Origin of the sequence: Kutzneria buriramensis (assembly GCF_003387475.1) — a bacterium.
GTDB classification, from domain to species: Bacteria; Actinomycetota; Actinomycetes; order Mycobacteriales; family Pseudonocardiaceae; genus Kutzneria; species Kutzneria buriramensis.
This window is the reverse complement of record NZ_QUNO01000004.1, coordinates 79,726-106,179: the sequence shown is the minus strand read 5'-3', so window position 1 is coordinate 106,179 and position 26,454 is coordinate 79,726. Positions and strand designations below refer to the sequence as shown.

Genomic DNA, 26,454 nt, shown 5'->3' with positions numbered 1-26,454 from the left:
GCCGTTGCCCCCGGCCACCCGTTAGCCCCGCAAGGGACAACCCGAAGGAGAAGTAATGCAGACGTGGGCGAAGCGCGGTATTCAGGCCGCGCTCCTCACCGGCGGCATGTTCGCCCTGGGCGCTGGCATCGCCAACGCGTCCGAGGCCGCGCCGACGCACCCGCTCGGTGTCCCCGCGACGGACCTGGTCGACGTCAACGTCAAGGTGCCGATCAGCGAGCAGAACAACCAGCTGGGCACCGTGCTGGGCAAGACCAACCTGCCCGGCGTCAGCCAGACCGTGAGCACGCGCCAGCTCACCGGCAAGCTGGCCCCGCACCCGCTGGCCACGCAGGCGAAGAACATCCCGGTCGCGGTGCCGCAGAACATCAGCCGCGGCAACACGATCCCGCTCGACGTGTGCGTGCCGATCGACATCTCCGGCAACGCCATCGGCGCCACCGGCGACGCGGCCACGTACAACAACTCGCGCATCGGCTGCGAGGCCCAGTCGGTCACCTCGACCGACGGCCGCAACGGCTCGATCGCCGGCAACATCGTCGGCGTCGACTGGGGCCTGCCGGTCCAGCTGGACAACAACGCGATCGCCGCCGCGGGCAACGCGGCCGCCGCCGGCTCCGCCGAGGCGATGACCGCGACCGGCACCACGCCGTTCAACAGCAACGGCACCCGCGGCACCCTGGCCGGCAACATCATCGACGCCGCCCTGGGCACCCCGGTCCAGCTGACCGGCAACGCGATCGGCGTCGGCGGCAACTCGGAGACCGCCTCGAAGGCCTCCACCGACGTGGCCACCGGCGGCTCGTTGAACAGCACCGGTGACGGCGGCACGCTGTCGGGCAACCTGGGCGGCATCCCGGTGGCCCTGCCCGTCGAGGCCAACGGCAACGCCATCTCCTGGGTCGGCAACGCCGACGCCAAGAACCACAGCAGCGGCTGGGTGCAGGCCGGCGACACCATCGACGGCTTCTACACCCGGACCGAGGGCGACCCGAGCACCCTGTCCGGCAACATCGTGCAGGCGCCGCTCGTCAGCAAGGCCCTGCTGGCCGGCAACGCGGTGTCCTGGATCGGCAACACCACCGCGCTCGGCGTCACCGAGAACGACCTGCGCGCGGGTGGCAACGCCGCCACCAACGGCATCAAGTCGACCGGCTCCGGCAACATCGTCGACCCCGAGCTCGCGCTGCCCGTCGAGGTCTTCGGCGACGGCGTCACCTGGATCGGCACCGCCGAGGCGGCCGACCTGAACAAGGTCACCGCGCTGGCCGGCGGCGCCACCTACACCGACGGCGACAACTCCACGCTGGGCGGCAACGACGCGAGCGTGCCGGTCGCCGGCGCGGTCGACGTGTTCGGCTCGGCCGTGTCGTGGATCGGCAACGCCTGGGGCAAGGCCGGCAACGACTCCAAGGTCAACGACGGCGGCTACAACGGCACCCTCGGCAACGGCGGCATGGCCGGCGGCAACGAGGCCAACGTGCCGCTCGCGCTGCCCGTCGAGATCTTCGGCGCCGGCGCCAGCCTCACCGGCAACGCCGACGGCCTGGCCAAGGAGGTCAAGGACGTCGAAGCCGGGGACAAGGTCAACACGCAGGACGACCGCGGCACCCTGAGCAGCAACATCGCCGCCGTCCCGGCCACCGCGCCGGTGCAGGCCTTCGGCGACGCGGCCGGCCTGATCGCCAACGTCAGCGGCAGCGCGCAGTCGACCACGACCACCACCGCCGGCCACGACATGCAGGCCAACGGCGACAAGGGCAGCGGCTCCGGCAACGTCGCCGCCGTCCCGGTCACGCTGCCCACGCAGCTGTTCGGCGACACCGCCACCCTGGTCGGCAACGGCGACGCCATCGCCAAGGGCATCACCAGCTCCACCGCGGGCGGCGACATCGACGCCAGCGGCAAGGGCGGTTCGATCACCGGCAACATCGCGGACGTGCCGGTCGCCGGCGCGATCCAGGGCTTCGGCGGGGCCATCGCGGGCGCCGGCGTGGACAACGCCACCGCCACCAACCTGACCAGCTCGATGGCCGGTGGCAGCGACCTGACGTCCGGCCACGACGGCTCGGTCGCGGGCAACATCGCCCAGGTGCCGCTGGCGCCGGTCGTCTCCGTGCTCGGCGACACCGTCACCGCCGCGGGCGTCGGCAACTCGATCGCCGACAACAAGGTGTTCGACACCGCCGGCAAGGAGACCACCACCGACGGCAGCGACGCCGCGATCTCCGGCAACGTCGCCAAGGTGCCGGCCGCCGCGACCGCCGCCGTGCTCGGCGACGCCGTCACCCTCGGTGGCCTCGCGAAGGCGATGGCGCACAGCTACATCGACCCGTCGGCCGGTGGCGACACCACCACCTCGGGGACCGCCGGCTCGTGGGCCGGCAACGTCGCGCAGGTGCCCGCCGCGATCAACGCGGAGGTCCTCGGCGACTCGGTGGGCGCGGCCGGCAACGCGGTCGGCGAGACCACCGCGTGGACCGGCAACTTCGCCGGCGGTGTCACCCACACCGACGGCAAGTTCGGCTCCGTGGCCGGCAACCTGGCCCAGGTGCCGCTCGTGGGCAGTGCCGAGGTGCTGGACGACTCGGTGGGCGCGGCCGGCAACGCCGCCGACAAGGACGCAACCACCGCGATCAACACCGCCGGTGGCGACTCGTCCACCTCCGGCGTGTTCGGCTCGGTGGCCGGCAACCTGCTCTCCGTGCCGGCGGCCGCCGACGCGCAGGTCACCCAGGACGCGGTGTCCGCGCTGGGCCAGGCCTACCACTCCGGCTTCAACAAGGTCGTCGACCTGGCCGGCGGCGACGTCGCCACCAACGGCACGGGCGGCTCCATCTCCGGCGACCTGCTCCAGGTCCCGGTCGGCGCCATCGCGGGCGTGTTCGAGGACGCCGTGACCGTCGGCGGCATCGCCGCCACCAAGGGCGTCAACGTCACCGAGCTGGCGTCCGGCGGCAGCCAGACCACGGCCGGCGCGATGAAGCAGCTGTCGGGCCTGAACGGGCACCTGCCGATCGGCGCCCTGGTGCAGATCTTCGACGTGCCGGTGGAGGTGTTCGGCACCGCGCTCGCGCACGGCGCGAACGTCACCTCGGCCGTCGTGGGCGAGGAGCACCCGCTGATCGACGTTCCGGTGAGCAACCGCCTGCTGGGCGCCGCCGAGCTGCCGACGCAGCGCGACCTGCCCACCGCCGCCGGCCTGCCGCTGGCCGGCCTGGGCGTGGACAGCGTGATGGGCCTGTTCAAGCTGCTGCCGCTGGGCGGCCTGTCGCAGTCCCTGCCGGGCCTGCCGGCCCAGGAGCGCGACCTGCCGACGCTGTCGGGCACGCTGCCCACGGACAACCTGATCCCGGGCGCGCACCTGGCGCAGCTGCCGAGCCTGAACGGCCTGCACGTGCAGCCGGGTCTGGCCAACGCGGGCGCTCGCGACCTGCCGGGCCAGGAGCTGCTGGGCGACCTGGGCTCGATGACCGAGGGCCTGCACCTGGGCTGAGCTCCGAATAGCTAGCGAGAACCCCCGGGACAGCCAGTCCCGGGGGTTCTGTATTTTTGCCGCCCGTTCCGGCAGGGGGCTCGGCCCCTTTTGAGCCCCCTGCCTCGCCCTTGCTGGATTTTCGAGGCCCGCTTCGGCTAGGTGGTGGGGCGCGTCGGGCGGCGGACCTCGAAAATCCAGCAACCGGGCGAAGCAGGGGCGGGGCCTCGCGAGGGGCCAGCTATGGCGTTCGGAGTCTCTTCTCGACGTGGCCGATGACCTGGTGCGCGGGGGCGGAGCCGTCGCTGGTCGCCCAGCACACCCGCACCTTCGGGTGCAGCCGCACCTTGCCCACCATCACCGCCCGCTCGGTCAGCTCCCGCACCCGGGCCGCGATGGGCTCGCCGTCGCCGCACGGATGCTCGGCCACCACCGCGAACTCGTCGCCGCCGTAGCGGGCGACGGTGTGGTCGTCACGCAGCCCCTGCCGCAGTCGACCGGCCAGCACGGTGAGCAGCCCGTCGCCCACGGCGAAGCCGTGCTCGGCGTTGACCTCGGCGAGTTTCCGCACGTCCACCAGCACGAACGTGCTGAGCGAGCCGTTGGTGCGGGACCGGGTCAGCGACTGCTCCAGGCGGTCCAGCAGCAGCGCCCGGCTCGGCAGCCCGGTCAGCGGGTCGACCAGTCCCCGGCTGTGCGGCACGTCGGTGTGCACCGGTTGCAGCACGGTCAGCACGCTCGGCCGGCCCCGGTGGCTGACGGCATGGAAGTCGGCCCACAGCCGCGAGGCGGCGACGCCGTCGCGCACCACCACCATCGGCACGGCGAGCCGGCCGTTGCCCCGCAACACCTGCGCGGCGAGCTCGGCGCCATGCGGCAGCGGCGCGCCGGAGTCGTCGCAGATCCGCCAGCCTGCGGGCCGGCGGTTGCGGAGCAGATCGGCCCGGCTCAGCCCGAGCAGGTGCCCGGCCAGGCTGTTGGCCGCCAGCACCGCCCCGCGTTCGTCCTGAAGCAGCACCCCCACGGGAAGCTCGGACACCAGCTCGTCCCAGACGGTCCCCGTGATGATCGGTGCCGCCGTGTCCACGGCACTCATCGGCGTTTCGCACCTTCCTCGCAGGCACGCTTTCACGATGAGCCTGCCCCCGAGGTGGCCCGTTAACAAGGGGCCCGATCCACCCGTACCGGTGATCTTTGGCCGGTTTCAGGTGATCAGCGTCTCGAACAGCTCGGCCGACACGATCGGCACGCCGTACCGGCGGGCCGTCCTGGCCTTGGTCGACATGGTCTCCGGGTCCGCGGCGACGACCAGCGCGGTCTGCCTGGTGACATAGCCCGCATTGACCCGCAGTCCCGCCGCGAGTGTCCGTTCGACCAGCTCGGCGCGGGGCAGGTGGGCCTGTCCGGTGAAGACGACCAGGTCCCCGAGGCGGAGTGAGGGAACCTCACCTGTGGGCGTCGGCGGCACGTAGCTGCCCCGCCGGTACTCCGCCACCTCGTCGTCGGGCAGTGCCGGCCACCGCCAGGTTGACGCGGCGGCAAGCAGATCCGTCCACGGCTCGGGGCGGCCGGCGCGGGTCAGGTAGTGCGCCAGCAGCCCAGCGGCGGCGTGGGCGTCGTCCAACGCGGAGTGCGCATCACGCAGTTCGACGCCCGCCGCATCGCAACTTGCGCGCAGCGACCGCCCGCCGCGATGCGGCAGATACGCCGCGCCGAGCGCCATCGTGCACAGGCCGAACTCCGCCGACACCGGCGCCGGCAACCCCAGGCGGTCGAACTCGGCGGCGAGGAACCGCGCGTCGAAGGCGAGGTTGTGCGCCACCAGCACCCGGCCGGCCAGCCGCGCCGCCAACGCGCCCGCCACCTGCGCGAACGACGGCGCGCGGCGGGCATCCCCTGCGCTGATCCGGTGAATGTGCTGCGGCCCGAGATCGCGGCCCGGGTTGACGACGGTGCACCACTCGTCGGTGATCGCGCCGTCCCGATCGACGCCGACCACCGCCACCTCGACCACCCGATCACGGCCGGCGGCCGCGAATCCCGTCGTCTCGACGTCAACGACCGCATAGCCATCCGACACGCCTGCAAGTTACAAGCTGTGCCACGATGACGATCGTGAGGTGGCTCGAAGCGTCCACGCCGTGGCTGGTCGCGGTGATCGTGTTCTGGGTCGCGGCCGGCGTCTTCGAGTTCCTGCTGGTGCGCCCCCGGGAGAAGGCCGCCCTGGAGGGCAAGGGCTGTCCCTACTGCGGCGCGGAGTGGACGGGGCTCAAGGCCTGCGCCAACTGCGGCCGCGACCTCGTCCGCGAGCAGAACCACATCGTCACCCGGGTGCTGTTCACCGTGGGCGCGCTGGCCACCGGGCCGGTGATCGGCATCGTGGTCGTGCACCTGCTCACCGGGAAGTGATGGTGTACGGCACCTCCTGGCTCGGGCCGGACTTGTAGCTCCCGGTGGCTCGGATCTCGTTGCCGGCCAGCACCTCGAACGTGGACTCGATGCCGGCGGCGTCGAAGGTTCCCTTGTGCGCCAACACGTAGCTGCCCGGCTCGTCGTCGAAGGAGCCGGTCAGCAGCTCGTAGCCGACGAACGTGCCGGTGCCGTCCGGCCGGTAGTGCAACAGGATCTGGGCCCGGCTCTCGCCCTTCAGCGGGCCGTCGTAGACGAAGTCCACGTCGGCGTGCGCCACCTTGGGGCCACCCTCGGCCTCGGCGACGACCTTCTCGTCCCAGCGGGTGTATCTGAACGTGCTCATGGGGACGACTCTGGCAGCCATACCTGACAGGTCATGTCAGGTTCCGGTAGCGGCTCGGCGCGATTCCGTACCGGCCGACGAACGCCTGCCGCAGCGTCTCGGCCGAGCCGAAGCCGCAGCGGCGGGCGATCGCGGCCAGCGGCAGCGGGGTCGAGGTCAGCAGCCGGGCCGCCGCCTCGGTCCTGGTCTCCCGCACGTACTTCGCCGGTGGGCGGCCGATGTGGTCGAGGAACAGCCGGGTCAGGTGCCGCTCGCTGACGCCGGCGCGACCGGCGAGCGCGGTCGTGCCGAGGTCGTCGTCCAGATTGGCGGCGATGTGTGTGACCAGCTTGCGCACCACGGAGTTCTCCGGCGTCGGGGCCTGCACGTACATGCTGACCTGCGCCTGGTTTCCCGGCCGCTGAAGGTAGGTCACCAGCGCGCGGGCCACCGTCCGCGCCATCTCCGCGCCGTTGTCCTCCTCCACGAAGGCCAGCGAGAGGTCGAGCCCGCTGGTCACGCCGGCGGCCGTGTAGACGTTGCCGTCCTTGATGTACAAGGGTTTCGGGTCGACGTTGATGCGCGGATACCGCTCGGCCAGGCCCGGCGCGACGACCCAGTGCGTGGTGCAGCGCCGGCCGTCGAGCAACCCGGCCGCCGCCAGCACACTGGCCCCCGAGCAGACCGACGACACGCGCCGGCTTTCCCTCGCCAGCCTTCGGACATGCGCCACCAGCACCGGATCGGCCGCCGCCGTCTCGTGGCCCAGACCGCCGGACACGACGAGCGTGTCCAACGGTCCGGTGACCCGCTCCAGCGCGTGCTGGCCGGCCAGCACGAGGCCGGAGCCGCTGATCGCGGGCTGCGCGCCGAGCGTGGCGAACTCGATCGTGTACTGCGGAGAGGCTCCGACCCGATTGGCCGCGTCGAAGGTGTCGGCCACGCAGGCCACGTCGAGCAGTTCGACGTCCGGATATCCGACGATCACCACCCGCCTCATGGGCCGACGATACTCGTCCGAAAGACAGGGATACCAGGATTCAGGACATCGCCGCGCGACTCCATTGCCGACGGCCGGCCGCGAGGAAGATCGTCGACGCCATGAAGGACATCGCATTCGTGCTGTACCCGGGCTTCACGATCCTCGACATGGTCGGGCCGCTCCAGGTGCTCAGCGCGCTGGCCGCGTTCGACCCGCAGTACCGGACCGTGGTGCTCGGCGAGGACGGGGGGCCGGTCGGCACCGACACCCCGCTCGGCGTCACGGCCAGCCACACCTTCGACGAGGTGCCCGAGCCGTACGCCGTGTTCGTGCCCGGCGGCGGCGTGCCGACCATCGCCGCCCTCGGCGACGAGAAGCTGCTGGACCGGATCCGGGCCATGGCCGACCACGCGGAGATCGTCGGCTCGGTCTGCACCGGCTCGCTCATCCTCGGCGCCGCCGGCCTGCTGGACGGCCGCCGCGCCACCACGCACTGGATGTGCCGGCACCTGCTGCCCAAGTTCGGGGCCACGCCCGTCGCCGAGCGCTGGGTGCGTGACGGCAAGGTGGTCACCGCCGCCGGGGTCGCGGCCGGCATCGACATGGCGCTGTTCATGGTGCAGGAGCTGGCCGGCGAGGACGTCGCCCGCCAGGTGCAGCTGCTGATCGAGTACGACCCGCAGCCGCCGCTGGGCGGCATCGACTGGGCCGACGTGGACATCGCCGCCCGCCGCCCGCTGGTGGACGGCTGGCTCCAGGCAGGACTCGCCGACCACCCGGAGCTGCTCGCTGACCTGGCCGGCTGACTTCTGGCCTTAGTGTTGGGGCATGACCAGATGGACCACGGCCGACATGCCCGATCAGTCGGGACGTGTCGCCGTGGTCACCGGGGCCAACACCGGTGTCGGCCTGGCCACCGCCCGTGCGCTGGCCAAGGCCGGCGCGACGGTGGTGCTGGCCTGCCGCGACCGGGACCGGGCCGACGCCGCGGCGGCCGACACGGGCGGCGAGCCGGTGCTGGTCGATCTCGGCTCGCTGGACTCGGTGCGGGCCGGGGCGGAGCAGATCGTCGCCGCGCACCCGCGGGTGGACCTGCTGATCAACAACGCCGGCGTGATGATGACTCCCCGCGGCCGCACCCAGGACGGGTTCGAGCTCCAGATCGGCATCAACCACCTCGGCCACTTCGCGCTCACCGGCCTGCTGCTGCCGGCGATGTTGGGGGCGCCCGGCTCGCGCGTGGTCACCGTGTCCAGCAACGCGCATCGGGCCGGCGAGATCAACTTCGACGACCTGAACTCGCGCGACCGCTACCGGCCGATGGCCGCCTACGCCCAGTCCAAGCTGGCCAACCTGCTGTTCGCGTACGAACTCCAGCGCCGGCTGGCCGCCGCCAAGGCGATGACCATCTCCGTCGCCGTGCACCCCGGCTCGGCGCGCACCGAACTCGCCCGGGACACGCCGCGGGCGGTGCGGACGGTGATGGCCTCGCCGCTGATGTCGTGGATGGTGCAGGAAAGCGACCAGGCGGCCCTGCCGACGCTGCGGGCCGCCACCGACCCCGCCGTGCGCGGTGGCGACTACTACGGTCCCGACGGCTGGAACGGGTTCAAGGGGCATCCCGTCCGCACCGCCTCGGCGCTCCGCTCCCACGACGCCGCGGTGGCGCGGCGCCTGTGGGAGAAGTCGGAGCGCCTGACCGAGGTCGCCTACCGCTTCACGCCGTGACTACAGGTACGGCCGGGTGAGCAGTTCCAGCCCGTGTCCGGCGGGGTCGCGGAAGTACACCCCGCGCCCGCCGTGCTCGGTGTTGGTCTCGCCCGGCCGCTTGCCGAACGGGTCGGCCCAGTGCTCGATGCCCTGGTCGACCAGCCGCTGGTAGGCCCGGTCGAACAGCTCGTCGTCGACGAGGAAGGCGTAGTGCTGCATCTGGATGTCCACCGGCGGCTCGGCGAACTGGAGCAGCACGCCGTCGGCGAGCTGGACGTTGGTGAACGGGCCCCAGGACGGCGCCTCGGCCGCCTCGAGGATCGTCCGGTAGAACCGCGCGGATTCCTCGCGGTTCGTGGACGCGATGATGGTGTGATTGAACGTCGCTGACACTGGGTTGGCTCGCTTTCTGTTGTGGTCTCACGGATCGGGGGTTGTCGTCCCCGATCCGGAGGCCCACGCGAGCGCCCGGTCAGCGGTCCACCGGATCGCCTTCCCGTGAGTGGCGCGAGGCCGTTCCGGTGATCACGTCATCACCTTAGCCGTCACGGCAACCGAAAACGGGTCACTTCTTCGGCGCCAGCAGCGTCCAGTCCCGGCCGTCCGGGTCGCGCACCACCATCTCCCGGGTGCCGTAGTGCGTGTCCTCGAACGGCGTGACCACCTCGACGCCCGGGTCGAGCTCGACCTTCTCCTCGTCGTCGACCATCAGCACCAGCCGGGTGCTCGGCTCCTGGTTCGGCACCTCCGCGACGAACACGTACGGGCCGTCGCCGTTGCGCAGCTGGCCCGAGTTGTGGTCGGTCTCGAAGTCGAGCTCGTAGCCCATCGCCTGGAAGAACTTCGCCGTCCGTCCCCAGTTGTGCGTGGTCACGAAGACCGCGCCGATGCCGTTGGTGCTCATGCCGATCCCTCCGCTCGCGCGTTCTCGTCGTGGGTCTCGAGGTAGGCCCGCAGCGCGTCGGCGACCAGCGCCGACAGGGACAGCCCCTCCTCGACGGCGTGATGCTTCACCTGCTTGATCAGCTCGATCGGCAGGTACACGTTGAACTGCTTGACGTCCTCACCCACGCTAGGATGCTAGCATAGTAGCCATCAGCAGGCCCATGCCCCTCTCGTCGCCGGTGGTCCCGCCGCCCATCTTGTTCATGGCGTAGGCGAGCGTCAGGTGCGCGTCCATGTCGACGAGGGCCAGCGAGCCGCCGGCGCCGCCCCAGTAGATGGTGTTCGGATTCGGCATCATGCCGCTGTTCACGGCGAAGCCCAGGCCCCATCGGATCTTCATGCCGAGGACCAGGTCCGGGCCCTCGACCTGCACCTCCAGCGCCCGCCGACAGCCCGCCTCCGACAGCAGTTGCCGGCCCTTGGCGACGCCGCCGTTGGCCAGCACGGCGAGGATTTCCGCCACCGACCGGGCATTGCCCGTGCCGCCGCCCGCGGGAATCTCCGCGCCCCGCCAGGCCCGCGTGCCGACGACCGCCGGGTCCACCTCCGGGTTGGTCGCCACACTGATCTGGAGCTCGGTCGCGTCGTCGCCGAACGGCGACATCTTCGGCGGGATCAGCTCCGCCACCCGGCCGTCCTCCGACGCCGGCAGCCCGATGTGGAAATCGGCCCCCAGCGGCTCGGCGATCTCCTCCCGGAACACCGTGCCCACGGTCCGGCCGGTGATCCGCCGGATCACCTCGCCCACCAGGTATCCCTGGGTGAGCCCGTGATAGCCGGAGGCGGTCCCCGGCTCCCAGAACGGTTCCTGGGCGGCCAGCAACGACGTCGCCTTCTCCCAGTCGTACAGGTCCTCGGTGGTGATCGGCTCCCGCCAGCCGGCGAGGCCCGAGGAATGGCTCATCACCTGCGCCACCGTGACGGACTCCTTGCCGCCGGCCGCGAACTCCGGCCAGTACTTGGCCACCGGCGCCTCGAACTCCAGCTCACCCCGGTCGGCCACCAGCAGTGCCGTCAGCGCGGTCATGGTCTTGGTCAGCGAGTAGACATTGACGATCGTGTCCCGCTGCCACGGTCGGGTCCCGGCCTGATCGGCGAACCCTCCCCAGAGGTCGACCGCGGTCTCCCCCTCGACGGTGACGCAGTAGGAAGCGCCAACCTCGTCGTTCTGCTCAAACGTTTCGCGTACCGCCGCGAACTCGTCAGCGGCGAACCCCTCGCTCGTGGTCACGAGCCGCAGTGTCGGCCTCCCGGGCGGCCGACTCCAGCGAATATCAGCTCCAGGTGACCGGCAGCCGGTGCACGCCGTAGATGCTCTGGTGCACGGGGCGCAAGGGCACTTCCTCCGGCGCGACCGCCAGCCGCAGCGTCGGGAACTGCTTGAACAGCTCGGGAATCGCCACTCGCATCTCCACCCGGGCCAGCTGCTGGCCGAGGCACTGGTGGATGCCGTGACCGAAGGCCAGGTGCCCCACGGCGTCGCGGCTCAGGTCTAGGGCGTCGGGGTCGGCGAATCGCAGCGGGTCGCGATTGGCGGTGTGCATCGCGAGAGTGACGGTCGAGCCGGCCTTGATCAGCTGTCCGCCGAGTTCGACGTCCTCCCGCGCGGCCCGGATGTTGAGGTTGGCGACGGTCAGGTAGCGCAGCAGTTCCTCGACGGCCTTGTCCGGATCGGCGTGCAGGCCGGCGATCTGCTCGGGATGACGGAGCAGCGCGAAGGCGCCGAGCGCGATCATGTTGGCGGTGGTGTCGAGGCCGGCGGCCAGCAGCACACCGCCGACGCCGGCCAGCTCCTCGTCGTTGAGGTCGCTGGTGGTCAGTTCACTGAGCACATCGTCGGTGGGGTCGGCCCGCTTGGCCGACACCAGCCTTCCCATGTATTCCTGCAAATTCTGGTATGCGGCGAACTTCTCCGCCGGGGGGCCGTCCGCGGCGAACAACGCCGTGACGTAGCCCTGGAACGTGTCCCGGTCCGAGTAGGGCACGCCGAGCAGCTCGCAGATCATCACCGCCGGCACCGGATGGGCGAACTCCGCCACCAGATCCAGCTCGGGACCCTTGCGCCGCATGGCATCCAGGTGCTCGGCGGTCACCCGCTCCACCTGCTCGCTGAGCTGCCGCATCCGGCGTACGGTGAACTTGCCGACCAGCAGCCGCCGATAGCGGGTGTGCTCCGGGGCGTCGAGGCCGATCATGTCGCCGACCGGCGCCGGCGGCAGCTCGCCGATCTCCTCCATGCCGGGCAGGGGATGATGCATCAGCTCGTACCGCGAGCTGAACCGCTGGTCGGCCAGCACCGCGCGGACCTCGGCGTAACCGGTGGCCAGCCAGCCGACGTGTCCGTCCGGATAGGTCATGCGCACCAACGGGTTCTCGGCCTGGAGCCGGCCGAGCTCGCTCGGCGGATCGAACGGGCAGCCCTGCGGGCGGGCCAGCGGTAAGTCATCGATGTGAGACACACTCAACTCCTGTCAGTGGGCGTATTCACGGTTGAACAGGCGCTTGGACCAGAGGTAGCTGCCGAGCGCGATCACCGCGCACCAGGCCAGCGCGAGCCACGCGTTGTCGCCGAGCGGACGGTCCATCAGCAGGCCGCGCAGGGTCTCCATGATCGGCGTGAACGGCTGGTACTCGGCGAACCAGCGCAGCCCGGCCGGCATCGAGTCAGTGGGCACGAAACCGCTGCCCAGGAAGGGAAGCAGCGTCAACGGCATGGGCAGGTTGCTGGCCGTCTCCACGCTCTTGGACACCTGACCCAGCGCCACCGCCAGCCACACCAGCGCGAAGGTGACGACGATCAGGAAACCGCCGGCGGCCAGCCACTCCGCGAGGCTCGCCTGCGGCCGGAACCCGACCAGCAGCGCCACGCCGATCACGATGGCCAGGCTGATCACCGCCTGGATCACGCTGCCGAGCACGTGCCCGGTCAGCACGGAGACGCGGGCGATGTGCATGGTCCGGAACCGGGCGATCACGCCCTCGGTCATGTCCATCGCGATGGAGATCGCGGTCCCCTGCACCGTCGCCGCGATGGCCATGATGATGATCGCCGGCGCGACGTAGGTGGCGTAGGACGCGCGATCGCCGCCCAGGCCCGCGCCGAGCGTGCCGCCGAAGACGTACACGAACAGCAGCAGGAAGATGATCGGCATCCCGACGAGCATGAGCGTCATCGACGGGTAGCGGAGCATGTGCCTTATGTTGCGGCGCAGCATCGTCGCCGAGTCGCGCAGCGGATGGAACCGCAGGTCCACGGTGCTCATCGGGCACTCACCTTCTCCTGGCCGGTCAGGGCGAGGAAGACGTCGTCCAGGTCGGGGGTGTGCACCGAGAGCTCCTCGACCTCGACGCGCCCGTCGAGCCGGTCGATCAGCGTCTTCAGCGCACGCATGCTGCCGTCGTTGGGCACCCGCAGGGCCAGCGCGTCGTCGTCACGGTCGGCGTCGGCCAGCAGGCTCATCGCCCGGTCGAGGCCGCTCGGGTCGGCGAAGCGCAGCCGCACGTGCCCGCCGGGGATGCGCCGCTTGAGCTCGTCCGCGGTCCCCTCGGCGACCAGCCGGCCGTGGTCGAGGACCCCGATCCGGTCGGCCAGCTCGTCGGCCTCCTCCAGGTACTGCGTGGTCAGGAAGATCGTGACGCCGTCGGCGACCAGGTTCCGGACGATCTGCCACATGCCCCGCCGGCTGCGCGGGTCCAGGCCGGTGGTCGGCTCGTCCAGGAAGATCACCCGCGGGCTGCCGACCAGCGTCATCGCCAGGTCGAGCCGGCGGCGCATGCCGCCGGAGTACGTCGACGCCGGCTTGCGGCCGGCCTCGACCAGGTCGAACTGCGCCAGCAGCTCGGCGGCGCGGCGACGGCCGTCCCGCCGGGGCAGGTGGTGCAGGTCCGCCATCAGCAGCAGGTTCTCCTCGCCGGTGAGCAGGTTGTCCACCGCCGAGAACTGACCTGTGACACCGATCGCGGCCCGCACCGCGTCGGCCTCGCGGACGACGTCGTGCCCGGCGACCCGCAGGTCGCCGCCGTCCGCGCTGATCAGCGTGGACAGGATCCGGACGGTGGTGGTCTTGCCGGCGCCGTTCGCGCCGAGCAGGGAGTACACGGTGCCCTGCGGCACCGCCAGGTCGAGGCCGTCCAGCACCACGTGCTCGCCGAACGCCTTGCGCAGGCCGGAAACGGAGATGGTCATGGTCGATTTCCCTTTCAGGCCCGGCGGATCGTGATGCCGCCGAAGGAGGTGTGCGCGCGGACCTCGACCCGCTCGTCGGCCTCGCCGGGCTGGCTGACGTCGTCGAGCTCGTTGCTGACCTGCCCGAAGGAGGTGCCGACCTCCAGCCACGCGGCGGTGCCCTTGGCGATGCCGATCTCCAGGTCGCCCATGGAGGTGGCCAGCGTCGCCGTGCCGCGCGACACCTGGCCGACGCGGACGCTGCCGTTGGCGGTCTTCGCGTCGACGTTGCCGCCGACCCGGTCGACGATGATGCTGCCGTTGGACGAGCGCGCCTGAACGTTGCCGTTGACGTCGCCGACCTCGATCTCGCCGTTGGAGTTCTTCACGACCAGGCCGCCGTCGATGTCGCCGAGCTGGATCCGGCCGGAGGCGGTGTGCACGTCGGCGTCGCCGCCGGCCGCGTCCACGGCGATGCTGCCGGCCGAGGTGCTCGCCCGCAGCGCGCCGGTCTGCTCCGCCCGGATGCTGCCGGCGGCGCTGCGGAACCGGGTCTCGCCCAGCCGGCCGGTCGCCGTCAGGTCGCCCACCTGCGTGTCGCCGGACAGCGTCGAGCCGCTGGGCAGCTCGATGGTCACCTCGACCGACCGGGACTTGCGGGAGAAGTCGAACATCCGGACCTTCGGGCCGACGATCTGCAGCAGGCCGTTCGAGTAGTCGACGCGCACCCGCTGCGCCGCCTCCACGTCGGAGTTGTCGGCCGGGTCCGTCGGATGCACCTCGACGACGGTGTCGGTGCGGTCGCTCGCGGCGACCCGCACGTTGCCGACGCTGAGTTCGACGGTGACGGAGATGGCTTTGGGCGTCTCGAAAATAGGCATGGCTGTCCCCTCGAAAGGTGTCGTTGAAGCGTCCCCGCAGGTCAGGGACGTGTGGTGGTGGTTAGCGAACCCAGCCGGTCATGGACTGGGAGGTGCGCTTGACGGCGCGCCGCTCCGGACGCTGCTCGGCCTTCTGGAGGCCGGCGGAGGCCGCCCGGACCAGCCAGGCGTTGACCGACCGGCCCTCCTTGGCGGCGGCCTCCTCGACGGCGGCCTTGAGCGCCTCCGGCAGCCGGACGTTGATCCGCGACGACGGGCCGTCCTCGGCGAAAAGTGGGCTCCCCTCCGGTCCACTCTCCGCCGGCTCGTCCGCGGCCGCCGCGGTCACCGGCTCGGCCGGCGGCGCCGTGACCACGAACTGCGGGTCACGTCCCCGCAACCGCAGCTCCACCGACCCCGGGGCCAGGTCCTGGGTGATCTCGTCGGTGGCGGCCGACAGCGCGTCCAACAGCGTCATCCGGATCGCCGACTCGAGTGAGCCGGTGAGGCGCTCGACCAGCGCCCGCGCCTCGTCGCCGCTGGCCTCGGCGAGCGTGGCGAACTCGCGTCCGAGGTTGTTCACATACGCCGTCAGGTCCATGGCACCACTATGGCACACGCATGGCACCAAGGCAAGCCATCTTGGCTCAGCTTGGCATCATGTGTGGCTCAGGGTGGTGCCATAGGTGGCTCTACCAGCGCTTCGACGCCCGATCGGTGAGCCCGAGCTTCTCGGCCCCGTCCTTGCTGCCGCCGACAATCTCCGCGGTGGACTTCGGATCGACGGTCCGCAGGGACTCGACGACGTCGGCGGCCACGGTCGTAGGGTCCCCGTCGACGTCGATGACCAGCCCGAACTGCACGGAGGGGTCGTCGAACGACGCCCGTGCCGCCGGGTGCTCGAAGGTCAGGCGCACGGTGTCGAAGTCCCTCAGCCACGCGGTGCACCAGTTCAACCGGCAGTCCCACTGCGTCAGGACCTGAGGCTCGGTCCGGAGCCGCTCCCCGATGAGCCGTGCCGCCGTCCGGGCCGGCCACTCCCACCCGTGGTCACGTTCCGCCCGTGCGATCTCGCGGTCGTACTCGGCCGCGTCGAACCGGAACTCGTGCCCTTCGAGCTGCCAGACCGCTTCCGATCCCTCGCGGGTGATCGTCGCGTACAGCGCCCCGCAGCAGCCCTCGGTGCAGTACGCCTCGGCCAGGCGGACCTTCTTGACGTGGTCCAAGGCCCGCAGTCGACCGCCGTGGACCAGGTATTCGGGATCCTCGGCGGCGCCCTTGTCGAAGTGCTGGGCGATCACCGGCGCGCCGTCGATCAGGATCCTGGTCTCGATCTGCGAGAAGCTCGTCGGCGTCGGATCCGGCACCACCACCCGAACCGCGAACCGCCCGGTCGGCACACCCCCCTTGGCGGACTCGGCGATGGCCCACGCCGCGCGCCTGGCCTCGACCGGATCGTCGGACTCGGCGGACCGGTGCAGGAACTCCAGCCACGGCGGAGCGGACAGCACGCCGCCGATCCGGTCGATCAGGCGTTCGTGATCGTCCCCCAGGACCGGAGCGGCAAAGCCGGTGCGGAGGTCCTCGGCGACCATCGCCAGCATCGCGGCCCCGTCGAGGGACGGCGTCCGCCGCTCGGCGACCGTCACCCACCTGCGGTAGGTCTCGGCGGCGTCCGCGTAGCGACCGACCTGGGCCTGGTAGTTCCGTGGGGAGGTCATCGCCAGCAGGAGGTTGCCCACCTGGTCCCACTGGGCATCGTCGGTCGACAGGTCGACCAATCCATGGGTTTCGGCGATCTTGCGGGCCAGATCGCTGGACAGCAGGTGGCGTGGCGTGGCCCGAACCCAAGCCTTCACGGCCGGATCCTGGTCCCCGACCAGCCATTCCACGGCTTCGAGCCTGGCGTGAGGGCGTGATCGCTCGGCCAGCCAGATCGCGTCTCGGCCCGCGCCGGGAATCCTCGCCAGTGCCAAGACGGCCGGCCGATCCACGAACCGCAACCGACCGATCGTCTTCAACAGGGTGACGTCACGAGGCTCGGCACGACCGATGAGCAGGCCGATCCCGATCGCCACCGGACGGCGATCCGTGCCGTGACGCACAAGCCACCGTGCTGTCTCCAGGAGCTGCTCGGACGGCGTGGACACCACTTCCCCGACGATCAGCGTGGCCACGATGCTGATCGGCAGGCGAAGACAGCGGTTGTGCAGTTCCTGGGCTGGCAGAGACGGATCGGCCAGGAGCTCCCGGAGCAGGGATCTCTGGGCTCGGACCTGCGTGCGGGGCTGGGCGTCGTCATCGGGGAACGGGCGGCCGCCGTCGGGCAGCGGATCGTCCGGCGTACGCCGGTGCAGCCGCTGGGCGTGATCGAACAGGGAAACCGGGCGGTCGAGCGCACTGCGCTCGTCGGACACGCTCACCGGTTGGGGATGAACTCGATTCTCTTCGACATGCCCTCACGGTACTCAGGTCGACCGGGGCGCCACATCTGTGATCGGCGTCACAGGCATAGTCGTGGAGGTGCTGTCGAGAACCGCGCGGCGGCTCCGTCCCTGGGGCACGATCGGCCCGAACGAGAAGGAGAACGTCGTGAAGTACCTGCTGCTCAAGCACTACCGCGGTGGCCCGAACCCGACGACCCCGACGGTGAACTGCAAGCCGATGGACCAGTGGACGCCGCAGGAGGTCGACGCGCACATCCAGTACATGCGCGACTTCGCCGGCCGCCTGGAGCAGACGGGCGAGTTTGTCGACGGGCAGGCGCTAGCGCCGGAGGGCGCGTGGGTCCGGCACGACGGCGAGGGGCGGCCGCCGGTGACCGACGGTCCGTTCGTGGAGACCAAGGACCTCATCGCCGGCTGGATGATCATCGACGTGGAGTCCTGGGAACGGGCGGTCGAGCTGGCCGGGGAGCTGTCGGCGGCGCCCGGCCCCGGTGGCGAGCCCATCAACGAGTGGCTCGAGGTGCGGCCGTTCCTGGCCGAGCCGCCCGCGGTGGTCGAGTGAACGAGTCGCTGCTGCGGGAGCTGGTGCCCGCGGTGATCGGCGTCCTCGTCCGTCGCGGGGCCGACTTCGCCTCGGCCGAGGACGCCGTGCAGGAGGCCCTGATCCGGGCCCTGGAGACCTGGCCGGACGATCAGCCGCGCGACGCCAAGGCGTGGCTGATCTCCGTCGCCTGGCGCAAGTTCCTCGACGCCGTCCGGGCCGAGAAGTCCCGGCGCGACCGCGAGGTCGTCGTCGACGCCGAAGGCCCCGCCGGCCCGGTGCCGGCCGTCGACGACACGCTGCGCCTGTACTTCCTGTGCGCGCATCCCACCCTGCCGCCGAGCTCGGCCGTCGCGCTCACCCTGCGCGCGGTCGGCGGCCTGACGACCAAGCAGATCGCGGCCGCCTACCTGGTGCCGGAAGCGACCATGGCGCAGCGGATCAGCCGGGCCAAGCGGCGCATCGCCGGCGTGCCGCTCGACGAGCCCGGCGACCTGCCTACGGTGCTGCGGGTGCTCTACCTCGTGTTCAACGAGGGCTACGGCGGCGATCTCGACCTCGCCGCCGAGGCGATCCGGCTGGCCCGCCAGCTCGCCACCCTCTCCGACGAGCCCGAGGCCGCCGGGCTGCTCGCGCTCATGCTGCTGCACCACGCCCGCCGGTCCTCCCGCACCGGCCCCGGCGGGCGTCTCGTGCCGCTCGCCGAGCAGGACCGTTCGCTGTGGGACACCGAGATGATCGCCGAGGGCGTGACGCTGCTCCAGACCGCGCTGGCCCGCGACCGGCTCGGCGAGTACCAGGCACAGGCCGCGATCGCCGCCCTGCACGCCGACGCCCCCACCGCCGCCGAGACCGACTGGGTGCAGATCGTCGAGTGGTACGACGAGCTGCTGCTCCTCACCGGCAGCCCCATCGTGCGGCTGAACCGGGCCGTCGCCGTAGGCGAGGCCGACGGGGCCCAGGCCGGACTCGCCGCGCTCACCGACCTCGATCCCGCGCTGCCCCGCTACACCGCCGTGCTGGCCCACCTGCGCGAACGCGCCGGCGATCTCGCCGAAGCCGCCGACCTGTACGCCCAAGCCGCCCGCGCCGCCACCAGCGTCGCCGAGCGCGACCACCTCACCCGCCAGGCCGCCCGCGTCCGGCAGCAGGCTTGACCATGCCGTGAGGGAGCCGGCCGCACCGTACGCAGGCTCGTGCCGGCGAGATCAGGTGGCTTGTCCGAGTCGGCCGAGTACACCACGCTGAGCCCCGAGCACGAGGACTGCCGGCGAGCCAGATCGCGCACCGATGAGTTTCCCGCGCCGCGCTGGTCCCTACGCCGGACACGCACGGACGGAAGGCTGCGCCATGCGGAAACTGATCTACGGCATGAACCTGAGCCTGGACGGCTACATCGCCGCGGCCGGCGACGACATCGGCTGGAGCGGACCGCCGAGCGACGAGCTGTTCCAGTGGTGGCTGGACCACGAGCAGGCGAGTGACCTGTCGCTGTATGGGCGCAGGTTGTGGGAGACGATGAGCTCCTACTGGCCGACCGGCGACCAGCAGCCCGATGCCACCCCGGCGCAGATCGAGTTCGCGCGGAACTGGCGGGACACGCCGAAGGTGGTGTTCTCCTCGACGATCGACAAGGTCGACTGGAACACCCGCCTGGTCACCGGCGACGCGGTCGCCGAGATCACCCGGCTCAAGGCCGAGGACGGCGGCCCGATGAACATCGGCGGCGCGACGCTCGCCGGGGCGGCCATGCGCGCCGGGCTGATCGACGAGTACGCGATCGCCGCCCATCCGGTCCTGGTGGGCGGCGGCACGCCGTTCTTCACCGCGCTGGACAGCTGGGTGAACCTGAACCTGGTGGAGACGCGGACGTTTCCCGGCGGCGTGGTCCTGGCCAGGTACGAGACCAGGCGCTGAGCAGCACCACCTGTAGGGTCTCAGCCCTGGGCGAGGTCCGCGAAACGGCTGTAGTGCAGCTGGTGGGCCACCGTGATCGTCGCCGTCGGGCCGGCACGGTGCTTGGCCAGGATCAGGTCCGCCTCGCCGGCGCGGGGGTCGTCCCGCTCCCACGCGTCGGGCCGGTTGATCAGGATCACCGCGTCCGCGTCCTGCTCCAGCGAGCCGGACTCACGCAGGTCGGACAGCATCGGCCGCTTGTCGGTCCGCTGCTCGGGACCACGGTTCAGCTGACTGATCGCGATCACCGGCACCTCCAGCTCCTTGGCCATCAGCTTCAGGTGCCGGGAGAACTCGGAGACTTCCTGCTGCCGGGACTCGGTCCGCTTGCCCGAGGTCATCAGCTGGAGGTAGTCCACCACGATCAGCCGCAGGTCGTTGCGCTGCTTGAGCCGTCGAGCCTTGGCCCGGATCTCCATCATCGTCAGGTTCGGCGAGTCGTCCACGAACAGCGGCGCCTCGCTGATCTCGCTCATCCGCCGGGCCAGCCGCGTCCAGTCGTCGTCGGTCATCCGGCCACCGCGCATGTCCCCCAGCCGGATCTTCGCCTCCGCCGAGAGCATGCGCATGACGATCTCCGTCTTGCTCATTTCCAGCGAGAAGATGCAGCTGGTCAGCCCGTGCCGAATGGAGCACGACCGTGCGAAATCCAATCCCAAGGTCGAGTTGTGCGTCGGGATCATCGACCGCCCGGCCAGGTACAGGTGCGCCGAGTTGTCCACCTCCACGCACCGCACCGGCACGCTCGCCACCGGCCGTACATCGACGATGTATCGCGATCCGGTCCGGACTGTGCTCGTGGCCCGCCGCCGGTCCTTGTGCACCAACCGCTTGCGCTCCAGGCGGAAGACCTCGTCCTCGGTGCCGAAGGTGATCACGTACGCGATCGAGGACTCGGCGGTGCGTCCGCGCACCTGCTTGGTAGTCATCGAACAGCGGTAGCCCAGGCTCGTAATGAGCTCGCGAACATCGTCGGCCAGCCGCTTGTTGGTCACCGCGAACTGGACGCTGCCGCCCGCGGTCACCGTGCCGTCGGTGTCGAGCAGGCCGGCCAGCAATGCGCGGCGCTGATTCTCCGAAGCACGCAGATATTCAGCGGGAATGTGCTTGTCGCCGAGCACTCGGAGCGTGCGGAGGATCGCCTGCACGGTGCCGTGGTGATTGCGGCACTGTTGGCACTGGGCCAGACCGCAGGAGGGGCCGCCGCAGTCGACACACACCGGTGCGGGCACGGCGGCGGAGACGAACCGTGCCTTGCCGCCGCACGAACGGCCACACGTGCGGACCTGACTGGTCTGGGGCTGGAACACCTCGCCGCAGACGACGCAGGGTCGGGCGGGAATGCCCTCGCGGGCGGGCAGCCGAAGGCTGTAGCGGAGGTCGTCACGGTGGATCACCTCGATGCCCTCGGCCTCGATGTGCCAGGTGATCTCCGGGTCGGCGGTGGTGAACCGCGACGACGCCGAATGCCCGTCCCCCAGCCAGACGCCGAGCGTGTACGGGGGCAGCAACAGATCCCGCTCGGGCAGATTGAGCGGCTGTGTGTTGGTCACCGAGTGCTTCAACCGGCCGTCCGCGGTGTCACACCGCAGCGTGGCGGCGATCTCTTCGGTCGTCCGAACCTCGGCGAATGTCCGCTGGTTGCGGTACCTGTTGTGCCCGGTCGCCTCCTGCTGGGCCGACCGCCGGGATGCCCGCGTCTCGGTCAGCCATTGGTGGTGGGCGTCCGCGACGATGACGGAGCCGTCCGAGAACTCGACCTCGTAGCACGGCCGGCCGCGCAGCACGTCGGTCGCCGCGACCACCCGGGTCGGCCGACCGGTCGCGTCGATCAGCTCGTCGCCGACCCGGACCTCGCCCATGGTGGTCCAGCCGGACGGTGTGGGCAGCAGCGTGTCCAGTGCCAGCGCCTTACCTACGCCGGGCCGGGCCGCGACGATGATCATCTGGCCGGGGTGCAGGCCGTTGGTGACGGCGTCGAGGTCGGCGAAGCCGGTGGGGATGCCGAGCGACTGGCCGCCGCGGGAGGCGATGGCGTCGATCTCGTCCATGGTGGGCTGGAGCATGTCCTCCAGCACCGAGTAGTCCTCGGACGTGCGCCGCTCGGTCACCTCGTAGATGGCGGCCTGCGCGCGGTCCACCACCTCGTCGACGTCGGCACCGTCGGCGCCGTTGTAGCCGAGCTGCACGACGCGGGTGCCGGCCTCGACCAGGCGGCGCAGCACCGCCTTCTCGGCGACGATCTCGGCGTAGTAGCTGGCGTTGGCCGCGGTGGGCACGGTGGCGATCAGGGTGTGCAGGTATGGCGCGCCGCCGACGCGCATCAGCTCGCCGCGCCGCTCCAGCTCGGCGGACACGGTGATCGGGTCGGCGGGCTCACCCCGGCCGTAGAGGTCGAGCACGCAGTCGTACACGGCCTGGTGCGCGGGCCGGTAGAAGTCGTTGGGGCTGAGCACCTCGACGACGTCGGCGATGGCGTCCTTGCTCAGCAGCATGCCGCCGAGCACCGACTGCTCGGCGGCGAGGTCCTGTGGCGGCTGCCGTTCGAATCCCGGCTCACCCATGCCACGGTCGTCGACCAGCGCCACGCCGAACTCCCCAAGTCGAAGGTTGTCGTGCTCGTTTGTACCCGGCACCCCTGACAGTTCCGGGCGTGCACGCTAGGTCCCCCGTCCGGAGCAGGCAAACCAGCCTGTGCACGCAGCTGTGGACAACCTGTGGACGCCTCCGCGAGGGTGGGGCACAGGCCGCCGGACGCCTGGGGACAGCTTGTGGACAACAGCCGGGGGTATGCGCGGAACCGCAGGTCAGAGGCTGTGGGTAAGTTGTGGAAAAACTTGCCCGACGCCGACACGGCGTGTCGCGTTCGACCGGTTCCTCGGCGTGTCGCGGCCGGCGGGCACGCCGGGACTGTCCACAGCCGTTCGTGTCGGCGCTGCTGCAAACGAGCGAAAGCTCCGCCCGGGGCGTCCCCGGGCGGAGCTTTCGGGTGAATCAGGCGGTCGGCACGACCTGGAGGGTCAGCGCGACCGTCACGTCCGGGTGCAGCCGGACGTTCACGGTGTGCTTGCCGGCGGTCTTGATGTGACCGGCGGTGTCCAGGGACCGCTTGTCGAGCACCGGGCCGCCCGCGGACTTCACGGCGGCGACGATGTCGGCGGAGGTGACCGAGCCGAACAGCTTCTTGGCGTTGGCCGCGGCCTTCGCGTTCAGCGTGATCGGGCCGAGGTTGTCGATCGCGGCCTTGATCTCCTTGGCGTGGTCCAGGTCGCGCACCCGGCGCGTCTCCTGGGCGCGGCGGATGGTCGCCACCTGCTTCTGCGCGCCACGGGTCGCGAGGATCGCGAAGCCGCGGGGCAGCAGGTAGTTGCGGCCGTAGCCGTCCTTGACCTCGACCAGGTCGCCGGGGCCGCCGAGACCGCTGACATCGGTGGTGAGGATGAGCTTCATCGGTGCACTCCCTTCGTCAGCGAGCGGTCGAGGTGTAGGGCAGCAGCGCCATCTCGCGCGAGTTCTTCACGGCGATGGCGATGTCCCGCTGGTGCTGCGAGCAGTTGCCGGTCACCCGACGCGCGCGGATCTTGCCGCGGTCGGAGATGTACTTGCGCAGCAGCGTGGTGTCCTTGTAGTCGATCAGGTTCGCGCTGCTCTTGTCCTTGCAGAAAACGCAAACCTTCTTCTTGGGCTTGCGCACAGGCGGCTTCGCCATGGGTCTTCTCCTGGAGAACTTCTACGTGAATGAGGTCGTGTGGGCCGCGATCAGAACGGCGGCTCGTCGGCGAAACCGCCGGAGCTCGCCGGGGGCGCGGAGCCCCACGGGTCGTCGACCGGGGCGCTGCCGCCACCGCTGCCGCCGAACCCACCACCGCCGCCACCGCCACCTGCGCGCTGGACCTTGTTGACCTTGGCGTTGGCGTACCGCAGCGACGGGCCGACCTCGTCGACCTCGAGCTCCACGACGGTGCGCTTCTCGCCTTCCTTGGTCTCGTAGGACCGCTGGCGCAGCCGACCGGTCACGATCACGCGCGCGCCCCGGGTGAGGGACTCGGCGACGTTCTCGGCGGCCTGGCGCCAGATGTTGCAGCGCATGAACAGCGCGTCGCCGTCCTTCCACTCGCCGGTCTGCCGGTCCAGCGTGCGCGGCGTGGCCGCGACGGTGAAGCTGGCGACAGCGGCGCCGGAGGGCGTGAAGCGGAGCTCGGGATCGGCGGTCAGGTTCCCGACCACGGTGATCGTCGTCTCGCCCGCCATGGGATCAGCCCCTGGCGGCGTCGCGACGAAGGACCTTGGTGCGCAGCACCGTGTCCTGGAGCGACAGCTGGCGGTCCAGCTCCTTGACCGCGGCCGGCTCGGCGTTCACGTCGAGCAGGGCGTAGATGCCCTCCGGCTGCTTCTTGATCTCGTAGGAGAGCCGGCGACGGCCCCAGACGTCGACCTTCTCCACGTTGCCGCCGGACGTGCGGATCACGTTGAGAAAGGTGTCCAGGGTCGGGGCGACGGTGCGCTCGTCGAGACTGGGGTCGAGGATGACCATCACTTCGTAATGACGCATGAAGACCACTCACCTCCTGTGGACTTGGCGGCCACGGTCGTTCCGTGGCAGGAGGGCCTGTTGCGTCAGCAACCCGAAGAGGGTAACAGCCGGGGGCCGGTCGGCCGAAATCGCGTCAGAGCGCGACCAGTCGGCGCAGCACCCAGGTGCGCACCAGCGCGGCGGTCACGCCGGCCAGCGCGAGCACGGCGATCAGCACCGGTGCGGCCACGCCGGCGGTGGTGCCGCTGCCGGGCAGGGCCTGCGCGCGGCCGGCGGTCTGCACGCCGTCGCTGGACGGGCTGATGCCGCCGAGGGAGCCGATCTGGGGGGCGTAGCCGGGCACGTTGCCGCCGTAGAGCACGCCGGGCGACGGCGAGAAGTCGCCGGGCACCGCGAACGGCAGGTTGGTGTACGAGAACAGCGGCACGCGACCGTAGTCGTACGCGTTCGTGCCGTTGAACTGGTAGAGCTGCACGCCGGTGTTGGACAGGCCGCCGGACGTGGGGAAGTTCACGCCGCCGCCACCGCCCGAGCCGCCGGTGGCCCCGCCACCGCCGGTCGAACCGCCGCCGCCCGTGGCACCGCCGCCACCGCCGGTCGTGCCCCCGCCACCGGTGGTCCCACCGCCGCCGGTCGAACCGCCGCCGGAGGCGCCGCTGATCGCGCCGGCGACCTTGCTGGCGCCGTCCTGGACGGGCGCCGCGGCGGCATTCACGCCCTGCACGGTGACGCCGCAGCCGGCGGTGAGCGCCTGCTGCACGCCGCCGACCAGCAGCCCGATCACCGGGCCGAGCAGCGGGATGTTCTTGAGCTGGGCGACCACCTGGGTCGCGATGGTGCCGCCGCTGATGTAGCCGCTACCGGTGGGCAGCGCGCCGATCGGGATCGGCGGCAGCGCGGTGAACGCCTGCTGGAACGGCTGGGCCAGCGGCGGGCCGAGCAGCGGGATGGAGTTCAGCACGGTGGTGATGGGCTGCACGACCGCGCTCGGGCTCAGCGACACCGGCTGGCCGGGCTCGCCCTGGATGGAGGTGGCGCAGCTGCCGATGACGATCGGCGTCGCGGCCTCCGCGGTGCCGGCCGTCGCGGCCAGGCCGAGCGAACTGGTGGCGAGCACGAGCGTCGCTGCCGTCGTCAGCGTGCCGATTCGCCCTCGCATGCCCACCCCGCAACCGCGTAACCCGTCAGTAACTTACGTAGTGGAGAACGACGGTACGTGCAATTGGTGACGCGATGCCATACCCAATTCAGGTTCGATCTTGGACTACCCTGCCGGTCATGCGCATCGGAGCCCACGTCCGCGACGACGACCCGATCGGCGCCGCCAGGGAGCGCGGCGCCGAGGTGGTGCAGTTCTTCCTGGCCGACCCGCAGGGCTGGAAGGCCCCGAAGGCCCACCCGCAGACCGAGGAACTGCTGGCCGGGGACCTGACGGTGTTCGTGCACTCGCCGTACATCATCAACGTGGCGTCGACCAACAACCGGATCCGGATCCCGTCCCGCAAGCTGGTCCAGCAGCACGCCACCGCGGCCAAGAAGGTCGGCGCGCAGGGCCTGATCGTGCACGGCGGCCACGTGACCAAGGGCGAGGACGCCGAGGCCGGCTTCGAGAACTGGCGCAAGCTGTTCGAGCGGCAGGCCGAGACCGGCGGCTTCGACGTGCCGATCCTGATCGAGAACACCGCCGGCGGCGACAACGCGATGGCCCGCCGGTTCGACGCGCTGGCCCGGCTGTGGGACGCGGTCGGCGAATTCGGCGCGGGCTTCTGCCTGGACACCTGCCACGCGTTCGCCGCGGGCGAGGACCTGGTCGGCATCGTGGAGCGGGTCAAGGCCATCACCGGCCGTATCGACCTCGTGCACCTGAACAGCTCCCGTGACGAGTTCAACTCGGCCCGGGACCGGCACGCCAACATCGCCGACGGCACGATCGAGCCGGAGCAGCTGGTGGCCGTGCTGGCCGCGGCGCAGGCGCCGGCCGTGGTGGAGACGCCCGACGAGGGGCAGGCCGCCGACATCGAGTTCCTGCGCGCCAAGCTCGGCGGCTGACCGGGGCGAACACGCCCCGTTGTGATCAGCACCACCCCAGTGGGCGATAGCTGGTT

28 protein-coding genes are annotated in these 26,454 nt (G+C 71.0%); 8 read left to right on the top strand and 20 right to left on the bottom strand.

Annotation, left to right across the window (positions count from 1 at the left end; genetic code table 11):
• Positions 1 to 55: 55 nt before the first annotated feature.
• On the top strand, positions 56 to 3,496 hold the full coding sequence (locus BCF44_RS12455; protein WP_116174413.1) for a beta strand repeat-containing protein: 3,441 nt from the start codon (positions 56 to 58) through the stop codon (positions 3,494 to 3,496).
• 220 nt (positions 3,497 to 3,716) lie between these two features.
• On the opposite strand, the gene BCF44_RS12450 is transcribed toward BCF44_RS12455, so the two are convergent.
• Both BCF44_RS12450 and BCF44_RS12445 read right to left on the bottom strand, forming a co-directional pair.
• Complete coding sequence (locus BCF44_RS12450; RefSeq protein ID WP_116174412.1) at positions 3,717 to 4,571, bottom strand: GGDEF domain-containing protein; 855 nt, start codon at positions 4,569 to 4,571, stop codon at positions 3,717 to 3,719.
• A 108-nt stretch (positions 4,572 to 4,679) separates the two neighbouring features.
• Complete coding sequence (locus BCF44_RS12445) at positions 4,680 to 5,555, bottom strand: exonuclease domain-containing protein (RefSeq protein ID WP_116174411.1); 876 nt, start codon at positions 5,553 to 5,555, stop codon at positions 4,680 to 4,682.
• Positions 5,556 to 5,581: 26 nt separating this feature from the next.
• On the opposite strand from BCF44_RS12445, the gene BCF44_RS12440 reads away from it, so the two are divergent.
• The gene (locus tag BCF44_RS12440; RefSeq protein ID WP_116174410.1) at positions 5,582 to 5,884 is read left to right on the top strand and encodes a hypothetical protein; all 303 of its coding nucleotides are present in this window, start codon (positions 5,582 to 5,584) and stop codon (positions 5,882 to 5,884) included.
• Here BCF44_RS12440 and BCF44_RS12435 read toward each other — a convergent pair.
• Both BCF44_RS12435 and BCF44_RS12430 read right to left on the bottom strand, forming a co-directional pair.
• Positions 5,871 to 6,230: a DUF3224 domain-containing protein gene (locus BCF44_RS12435; RefSeq protein ID WP_170217516.1), complete on the bottom strand. Its 360-nt coding sequence runs from the start codon at positions 6,228 to 6,230 to the stop codon at positions 5,871 to 5,873. The genes BCF44_RS12440 and BCF44_RS12435 overlap by 14 nt on opposite strands.
• A 31-nt stretch (positions 6,231 to 6,261) precedes the next feature.
• On the bottom strand, positions 6,262 to 7,209 hold the full coding sequence (locus tag BCF44_RS12430; RefSeq protein ID WP_116174408.1) for a GlxA family transcriptional regulator: 948 nt from the start codon (positions 7,207 to 7,209) through the stop codon (positions 6,262 to 6,264).
• A 101-nt stretch (positions 7,210 to 7,310) separates the two neighbouring features.
• On the opposite strand from BCF44_RS12430, the gene BCF44_RS12425 reads away from it, so the two are divergent.
• Positions 7,311 to 7,997: a DJ-1/PfpI family protein gene (locus BCF44_RS12425; protein ID WP_116174407.1), complete on the top strand. Its 687-nt coding sequence runs from the start codon at positions 7,311 to 7,313 to the stop codon at positions 7,995 to 7,997.
• Positions 7,998 to 8,019: 22 nt separating this feature from the next.
• Entirely contained in the window at positions 8,020 to 8,919 is a 900-nt protein-coding gene (locus BCF44_RS12420; RefSeq protein ID WP_116174406.1) for an oxidoreductase, read from the top strand.
• Here the strand turns inward: BCF44_RS12420 and BCF44_RS12415 are convergent, their stop codons facing one another.
• The 10 genes from BCF44_RS12415 to BCF44_RS56580 all read right to left on the bottom strand — a co-directional run bounded on the left by BCF44_RS12415 (position 8,920) and on the right by BCF44_RS56580 (position 17,294).
• A complete protein-coding gene (locus tag BCF44_RS12415; protein WP_116174405.1) occupies positions 8,920 to 9,294 on the bottom strand; it encodes a VOC family protein in 375 nt (124 codons plus the stop codon). It lies immediately after the preceding gene.
• A 172-nt stretch (positions 9,295 to 9,466) separates the two neighbouring features.
• Positions 9,467 to 9,805, bottom strand: a complete 339-nt coding sequence (locus BCF44_RS12410; protein WP_116174404.1) for a VOC family protein — start codon at positions 9,803 to 9,805, stop codon at positions 9,467 to 9,469.
• A complete protein-coding gene (locus BCF44_RS12405; RefSeq protein ID WP_116174403.1) occupies positions 9,802 to 9,972 on the bottom strand; it encodes a ribbon-helix-helix protein, CopG family in 171 nt (56 codons plus the stop codon). Before BCF44_RS12405 ends, BCF44_RS12410 begins: the two co-directional genes overlap by 4 nt.
• Before the next feature lies 1 nt (position 9,973).
• Positions 9,974 to 11,077 (bottom strand): serine hydrolase domain-containing protein, encoded by a 1,104-nt coding sequence (locus BCF44_RS12400; protein ID WP_116174402.1) that lies wholly within the window; start codon positions 11,075 to 11,077, stop codon positions 9,974 to 9,976.
• 43 nt (positions 11,078 to 11,120) lie between these two features.
• On the bottom strand, positions 11,121 to 12,311 hold the full coding sequence (locus BCF44_RS12395; protein WP_379801155.1) for a cytochrome P450: 1,191 nt from the start codon (positions 12,309 to 12,311) through the stop codon (positions 11,121 to 11,123).
• A gap of 6 nt (positions 12,312 to 12,317) precedes the next feature.
• A complete protein-coding gene (locus tag BCF44_RS12390; protein WP_116174400.1) occupies positions 12,318 to 13,109 on the bottom strand; it encodes an ABC transporter permease in 792 nt (263 codons plus the stop codon).
• Positions 13,106 to 14,032: an ATP-binding cassette domain-containing protein gene (locus BCF44_RS12385; protein ID WP_116174399.1), complete on the bottom strand. Its 927-nt coding sequence runs from the start codon at positions 14,030 to 14,032 to the stop codon at positions 13,106 to 13,108. The genes BCF44_RS12390 and BCF44_RS12385 overlap by 4 nt, the downstream gene beginning before the upstream one ends.
• A gap of 14 nt (positions 14,033 to 14,046) precedes the next feature.
• Entirely contained in the window at positions 14,047 to 14,892 is an 846-nt protein-coding gene (locus tag BCF44_RS12380) for a DUF4097 family beta strand repeat-containing protein (protein WP_116174398.1), read from the bottom strand.
• A gap of 61 nt (positions 14,893 to 14,953) precedes the next feature.
• Complete coding sequence (locus BCF44_RS12375) at positions 14,954 to 15,472, bottom strand: YlcI/YnfO family protein (protein WP_116174397.1); 519 nt, start codon at positions 15,470 to 15,472, stop codon at positions 14,954 to 14,956.
• Between the two features lie 91 nt (positions 15,473 to 15,563).
• Positions 15,564 to 17,294 carry a hypothetical protein gene (locus tag BCF44_RS56580; RefSeq protein ID WP_211353008.1) on the bottom strand — a complete coding sequence of 577 codons (1,731 nt, stop codon included), beginning with the start codon at positions 17,292 to 17,294 and terminating at the stop codon, positions 15,564 to 15,566.
• Positions 17,295 to 17,436: 142 nt separating this feature from the next.
• On the opposite strand from BCF44_RS56580, the gene BCF44_RS12365 reads away from it, so the two are divergent.
• From BCF44_RS12365 to BCF44_RS12355, 3 genes are all read left to right on the top strand, one after another.
• Positions 17,437 to 17,880 (top strand): YciI family protein, encoded by a 444-nt coding sequence (locus BCF44_RS12365; protein WP_116174882.1) that lies wholly within the window; start codon positions 17,437 to 17,439, stop codon positions 17,878 to 17,880.
• Entirely contained in the window at positions 17,877 to 19,016 is a 1,140-nt protein-coding gene (locus tag BCF44_RS12360; RefSeq protein ID WP_116174396.1) for an RNA polymerase sigma factor, read from the top strand. Before BCF44_RS12365 ends, BCF44_RS12360 begins: the two co-directional genes overlap by 4 nt.
• Before the next feature lie 193 nt (positions 19,017 to 19,209).
• Positions 19,210 to 19,776, top strand: coding sequence for a dihydrofolate reductase family protein (locus tag BCF44_RS12355; protein ID WP_116174395.1), 567 nt, complete (start codon positions 19,210 to 19,212; stop codon positions 19,774 to 19,776).
• 20 nt (positions 19,777 to 19,796) lie between these two features.
• Here BCF44_RS12355 and dnaB read toward each other — a convergent pair whose 3' ends face one another.
• The 6 genes from dnaB to BCF44_RS56575 all read right to left on the bottom strand — a co-directional run bounded on the left by dnaB (position 19,797) and on the right by BCF44_RS56575 (position 25,508).
• Positions 19,797 to 22,403, bottom strand: coding sequence for a replicative DNA helicase (gene dnaB, locus BCF44_RS12350; protein WP_379801146.1), 2,607 nt, complete (start codon positions 22,401 to 22,403; stop codon positions 19,797 to 19,799).
• A gap of 406 nt (positions 22,404 to 22,809) precedes the next feature.
• Complete coding sequence (gene rplI, locus BCF44_RS12345) at positions 22,810 to 23,265, bottom strand: 50S ribosomal protein L9 (RefSeq protein WP_116174394.1); 456 nt, start codon at positions 23,263 to 23,265, stop codon at positions 22,810 to 22,812.
• A gap of 16 nt (positions 23,266 to 23,281) precedes the next feature.
• A complete protein-coding gene (gene rpsR / locus BCF44_RS12340) occupies positions 23,282 to 23,524 on the bottom strand; it encodes a 30S ribosomal protein S18 (RefSeq protein WP_116174393.1) in 243 nt (80 codons plus the stop codon).
• Between the two features lie 50 nt (positions 23,525 to 23,574).
• A complete protein-coding gene (locus tag BCF44_RS12335) occupies positions 23,575 to 24,066 on the bottom strand; it encodes a single-stranded DNA-binding protein (protein ID WP_116174392.1) in 492 nt (163 codons plus the stop codon).
• A gap of 4 nt (positions 24,067 to 24,070) precedes the next feature.
• Entirely contained in the window at positions 24,071 to 24,367 is a 297-nt protein-coding gene (rpsF, locus tag BCF44_RS12330) for a 30S ribosomal protein S6 (protein WP_116174880.1), read from the bottom strand.
• A gap of 115 nt (positions 24,368 to 24,482) precedes the next feature.
• Positions 24,483 to 25,508: a hypothetical protein gene (locus tag BCF44_RS56575; protein ID WP_211353007.1), complete on the bottom strand. Its 1,026-nt coding sequence runs from the start codon at positions 25,506 to 25,508 to the stop codon at positions 24,483 to 24,485.
• A gap of 119 nt (positions 25,509 to 25,627) precedes the next feature.
• On the opposite strand from BCF44_RS56575, the gene BCF44_RS12310 reads away from it, so the two are divergent.
• Positions 25,628 to 26,398 (top strand): deoxyribonuclease IV, encoded by a 771-nt coding sequence (locus tag BCF44_RS12310; protein ID WP_116174388.1) that lies wholly within the window; start codon positions 25,628 to 25,630, stop codon positions 26,396 to 26,398.
• Positions 26,399 to 26,454: the final 56 nt, after the last annotated feature.

Coding starts and splice junctions, on each gene's coding strand:
- BCF44_RS12410 (WP_116174404.1), bottom strand. CDS start 9,805: ATGAGCACCAACGGCATCGGCGCGGTCTTCGTGACCACGCACAACTGG.
- BCF44_RS56575 (WP_211353007.1), bottom strand. CDS start 25,508: ATGCGAGGGCGAATCGGCACGCTGACGACGGCAGCGACGCTCGTGCTC.
- BCF44_RS12425 (WP_116174407.1), top strand. CDS start 7,311: ATGAAGGACATCGCATTCGTGCTGTACCCGGGCTTCACGATCCTCGAC.
- rpsF (WP_116174880.1), bottom strand. CDS start 24,367: ATGCGTCATTACGAAGTGATGGTCATCCTCGACCCCAGTCTCGACGAG.
- BCF44_RS12380 (WP_116174398.1), bottom strand. CDS start 14,892: ATGCCTATTTTCGAGACGCCCAAAGCCATCTCCGTCACCGTCGAACTC.
- rpsR (WP_116174393.1), bottom strand. CDS start 23,524: ATGGCGAAGCCGCCTGTGCGCAAGCCCAAGAAGAAGGTTTGCGTTTTC.
- BCF44_RS12430 (WP_116174408.1), bottom strand. CDS start 7,209: ATGAGGCGGGTGGTGATCGTCGGATATCCGGACGTCGAACTGCTCGAC.
- BCF44_RS12440 (WP_116174410.1), top strand. CDS start 5,582: ATGACGATCGTGAGGTGGCTCGAAGCGTCCACGCCGTGGCTGGTCGCG.
- BCF44_RS12335 (WP_116174392.1), bottom strand. CDS start 24,066: ATGGCGGGCGAGACGACGATCACCGTGGTCGGGAACCTGACCGCCGAT.
- BCF44_RS12390 (WP_116174400.1), bottom strand. CDS start 13,109: ATGAGCACCGTGGACCTGCGGTTCCATCCGCTGCGCGACTCGGCGACG.
- rplI (WP_116174394.1), bottom strand. CDS start 23,265: ATGAAGCTCATCCTCACCACCGATGTCAGCGGTCTCGGCGGCCCCGGC.
- BCF44_RS12355 (WP_116174395.1), top strand. CDS start 19,210: ATGCGGAAACTGATCTACGGCATGAACCTGAGCCTGGACGGCTACATC.
- BCF44_RS12455 (WP_116174413.1), top strand. CDS start 56: ATGCAGACGTGGGCGAAGCGCGGTATTCAGGCCGCGCTCCTCACCGGC.
- BCF44_RS12450 (WP_116174412.1), bottom strand. CDS start 4,571: ATGAGTGCCGTGGACACGGCGGCACCGATCATCACGGGGACCGTCTGG.
- BCF44_RS12420 (WP_116174406.1), top strand. CDS start 8,020: ATGACCAGATGGACCACGGCCGACATGCCCGATCAGTCGGGACGTGTC.
- BCF44_RS12385 (WP_116174399.1), bottom strand. CDS start 14,032: ATGACCATCTCCGTTTCCGGCCTGCGCAAGGCGTTCGGCGAGCACGTG.
- BCF44_RS12435 (WP_170217516.1), bottom strand. CDS start 6,230: ATGAGCACGTTCAGATACACCCGCTGGGACGAGAAGGTCGTCGCCGAG.
- BCF44_RS12375 (WP_116174397.1), bottom strand. CDS start 15,472: ATGGACCTGACGGCGTATGTGAACAACCTCGGACGCGAGTTCGCCACG.
- BCF44_RS12310 (WP_116174388.1), top strand. CDS start 25,628: ATGCGCATCGGAGCCCACGTCCGCGACGACGACCCGATCGGCGCCGCC.